Below are 2,873 nucleotides of genomic sequence, written 5' to 3'. Positions count from 1 at the left end.
GGCGCCGAAGGCCAGCGCCGCGCGCCGCAGCCGCAGGGCCAGCGTCCCGCGCAGGGCGGCGGCCGTCCGGCGCAGGCCGGCCAGGGCGCGCCGCGCAACGGCCAGGCCAACGGCAACCGCGCCGCCGGCAATGGCAATGGTGGTGGTAACGGCAACGGCGGTGGCCGCGGCGGCAACGGTGGCGGCGACGTCAACGGCAACGTCGCGCAGCCGCGCGGCGGCCAGGGCCGCCGTCCGGCGCCGCAAGCCGCGCTGCTGGGCGGCCAGCGCAAGACCGGCCGCTGATTCCCCCACGGCGGCCGCGCATCATGTCCAGCTCAGGCTTCGATCTTCCGGGTACGGGCGATGGCGTCGATGATGGCGGCGTGCCCTACGCTGGCCTGACGCCGGACCTGCTGCTCGACGCGCTGGAAGCCGCCGGCTTCCAGCCGGACGGCCGCCTGCTGGCGCTCAACAGCTACGAGAACCGGGTCTGGCAGGTCGGCATCGAAGACAGCGCGCCGGTGGTGGCCAAGTTCTACCGGCCCGGCCGCTGGAGCGACGCCGCCATCCTGGAAGAACACGCGTTCGTGCAGCAACTGGCCGACGCCGAGATCCCGGCGGTGCCGGCCATCGCGCGCGACGGCCGCACGCTGCTGGCGCACGCGGGCTTCCGCTTCGCGGTGTTCCCGCGCTGCGGCGGGCGCGAGCCCGAGCTCGACCGCGCCGACACGCTGACCTGGCTCGGCCGCTTCATCGGCCGCATCCACGCGGTCGGCGCCACGCGGCCCTACGTCGCGCGCCCGGCCATCGACGTGGACACCTTCGGCGTGGCCCCGCGCGACTGGCTGCTGGCGCACGACTGCATTCCGCACGACCTGCGCCCGGCCTGGGAAGCGGTGGCGGCGCTCGCCATCGACGGCGCGCGCCGCTGCTACGAGCGCGCCGGCGAACTGCCGCTGCTGCGCCTGCATGGCGACTGCCATCGCGGCAACGTGCTGTGGATAGAGGCATCGCAGGCCGGCGCGCGTCCGCCCGGCCCGCACTTCGTCGACTTCGACGACAGCCGCATGGGCCCGGCCGTGCAGGATCTGTGGATGCTGCTCGAAGGCGACCGCGCCGCGATGCAGCGCCAGATGGCCGACATCCTGGCCGGCTACGAGGACTTCGCGGAATTCCATCCGCGCCAGCTCCACCTGATCGAGGCGCTGCGCACGCTGCGCCTGCTGCACTACAGCGCGTGGCTGGCCAGCCGCTGGCGCGACCCGGCCTTCCCCGCGGCCTTTCCGTGGTTCGGCACGGCGCGCTACTGGCAGGACCGCATCCTCGAACTGCGCGAGCAGGTCGCGCTGATGGACGAGCCGCCGCTCTGGCCGGCATGAAGCCCGGCCGGACCCGGACATCAGCCCGGGCACAAGCGCGGCCTAAAGCAAGCGGCGCGGACCGCGCAGGCCTTACTTCTTGTCCTGCGCCTTGACCAGCACCACCGGGCACGGCGCATGCGCCAGCACCCGGCCCGCCACCGAGCCGATCACCGCGTCGAAGAACGAGCCGCGCCCGTGCGTGCCCATGACGATGCCCTGCGCGTCCACGCTGGTGGCATAGGCCACGATGCGCTCCGGCGCGAAGCCATGCAGCGCGTGTCGCTCGAAGGCGACGCCGCCCGCGGCGAGAATGTCCGACACCGACTTCATGGCCTTGTCGCTCTCCTCCTGGTGCCAGGCGTCGATGGTTTCCTTGCTGACGAAGGCGCGTACCTGTCCGGTGACTTCCGGCGTCACGTGCACCACGTGCACGGTGAAGCCGCTGCGCAGCAGGCGGCCTTCGATGATGAAGCGCGCGGCGGCATCGGCAAAGGGCGAACCATCGGTGGCAAGCACGATATTGGTCATGGGGCGATCTCCTGATTGGGCAACGGTTGTCCTGGCGTGGCTGCGCCCCGGGGCGCAGGCCGGGACGGCGTGCGGACAGCCGGGGGCGGCCATTGTGGGCAATGATGGCACCGATGGCAGGCGCCTGCCAGGATCCAGATCAACTTATGTCGATTTCGGCACTCGCCGCCGGCGGGTTTTTTAGGCGTTCTTTGCGCACGGCGGCCGCATCGATGCGCAGTCTTGATGCGGCCGCGCCTACGCTGCAGGCAGGAACATTGCGCCGGGCTTTCCCCCGGCTTGCCGTCATGTCGACCTGGATCGTTTACCGGCTGGCGCTCGGCGCGCTGGCCATCGCCGCGCTGGTGCTGCTGTTCGCCGCCGAATACGGGCTCGCCAGCGCCATCGCGCGCCGCGAGCATGGCTTCGCGCGCGCGCCGGACGAGCAGGGGCCGTAGCGGCCCGGCGCCCGCCCGCGCGGCGCGCCTAGTTCTGGAGTACCTGCGCGGCGAAGCCGGCGAGGTAGCCGCTGCCGATGCAGGCGGCCAGCCAGCCGGCCAGGACGAGGGCGCTTTCCTTGAAGGTCATGGCGTGCTCCCGCGCGCGGCTCAGACGGCGAAGCCGAACGGGTACTCGTTGACCACGGTGCGGGCGCCGCCGCCGAAGGCATCCGCGCCGCCGGCAGCGCGCGCGGCGCCGCGCGCATGGCCGTGGCCGTCGCCGGCATCGGCGCCGCGCGCGTCGGCGGCGAAGGCGGAGTTGAGCGAGAGCAGGGCGGCGCCGGCGAGGGCGGCGGCGAGCAGCAGGCGGGTGGTGGTGATGGTCATGGCGGATCGCTCTTTGTTGAAATCGGCAGAAGCGTTCGCGCTTCCATGCCACCAAGAATAGATCCGCGGCCTTGCCGCAATGCGGTGCCGTCTCGTATTCGATATTCAGGAAATTTGAATATCCATCCGGCCGATGGGGTCATGCGGCGGGCCATGAGGCGGGGTACGCGGCGGGCCGCCGGCCCGGCAGGCGCCG

The 2,873-nt window shown here is 72.3% G+C and carries 5 protein-coding genes and 1 pseudogene; 3 read left to right on the top strand and 3 right to left on the bottom strand.

All coding sequences use genetic code 11. The features are described 5' to 3' along the window. A pseudogene (locus K206_RS43870) lies at positions 1-285 on the top strand (RNA helicase); the annotation flags it as partial. A 23-nt stretch (positions 286-308) separates the two neighbouring features. After that, complete coding sequence (locus K206_RS0125410) at positions 309-1,361, top strand: serine/threonine protein kinase (protein WP_020205198.1); 1,053 nt, start codon at positions 309-311, stop codon at positions 1,359-1,361. A 72-nt stretch (positions 1,362-1,433) separates the two neighbouring features. Here the strand turns inward: K206_RS0125410 and K206_RS0125405 are convergent, their stop codons facing one another. Further along, the gene (locus K206_RS0125405) at positions 1,434-1,871 is read right to left on the bottom strand and encodes a universal stress protein (protein WP_020205197.1); all 438 of its coding nucleotides are present in this window, start codon (positions 1,869-1,871) and stop codon (positions 1,434-1,436) included. 287 nt (positions 1,872-2,158) lie between these two features. On the opposite strand from K206_RS0125405, the gene K206_RS43095 reads away from it, so the two are divergent. Continuing rightward, positions 2,159-2,308 carry a hypothetical protein gene (locus K206_RS43095; protein WP_020205196.1) on the top strand — a complete coding sequence of 50 codons (150 nt, stop codon included), beginning with the start codon at positions 2,159-2,161 and terminating at the stop codon, positions 2,306-2,308. A 150-nt stretch (positions 2,309-2,458) separates the two neighbouring features. On the opposite strand, the gene K206_RS0125390 is transcribed toward K206_RS43095, so the two are convergent. Together K206_RS0125390 and K206_RS44385 are read right to left on the bottom strand one after the other, a co-directional pair. Continuing rightward, positions 2,459-2,677, bottom strand: a complete 219-nt coding sequence (locus tag K206_RS0125390) for a hypothetical protein (protein WP_020205194.1) — start codon at positions 2,675-2,677, stop codon at positions 2,459-2,461. Beyond that, a partial coding sequence (locus K206_RS44385; protein ID WP_231401676.1) for a hypothetical protein occupies positions 2,674-2,873 on the bottom strand: 200 nt, incomplete at its 5' end. The genes K206_RS44385 and K206_RS0125390, both read right to left, overlap by 4 nt.

The organism is Cupriavidus sp. WS (genome assembly GCF_000395345.1).
Lineage (GTDB): Bacteria > Pseudomonadota > Gammaproteobacteria > Burkholderiales > Burkholderiaceae > Cupriavidus > Cupriavidus basilensis_B.
This window is presented reverse-complemented; position numbering and strand designations above follow the sequence as displayed.

What these genes read in the sequence shown, in the direction of transcription:
- K206_RS0125410 (WP_020205198.1), top strand. Translation starts at nt 309, where the DNA reads ATGTCCAGCTCAGGCTTCGATCTTCCGGGTACGGGCGATGGCGTCGAT.
- K206_RS0125390 (WP_020205194.1), bottom strand. Translation starts at nt 2,677, where the DNA reads ATGACCATCACCACCACCCGCCTGCTGCTCGCCGCCGCCCTCGCCGGC.
- K206_RS0125405 (WP_020205197.1), bottom strand. Translation starts at nt 1,871, where the DNA reads ATGACCAATATCGTGCTTGCCACCGATGGTTCGCCCTTTGCCGATGCC.
- K206_RS43095 (WP_020205196.1), top strand. Translation starts at nt 2,159, where the DNA reads ATGTCGACCTGGATCGTTTACCGGCTGGCGCTCGGCGCGCTGGCCATC.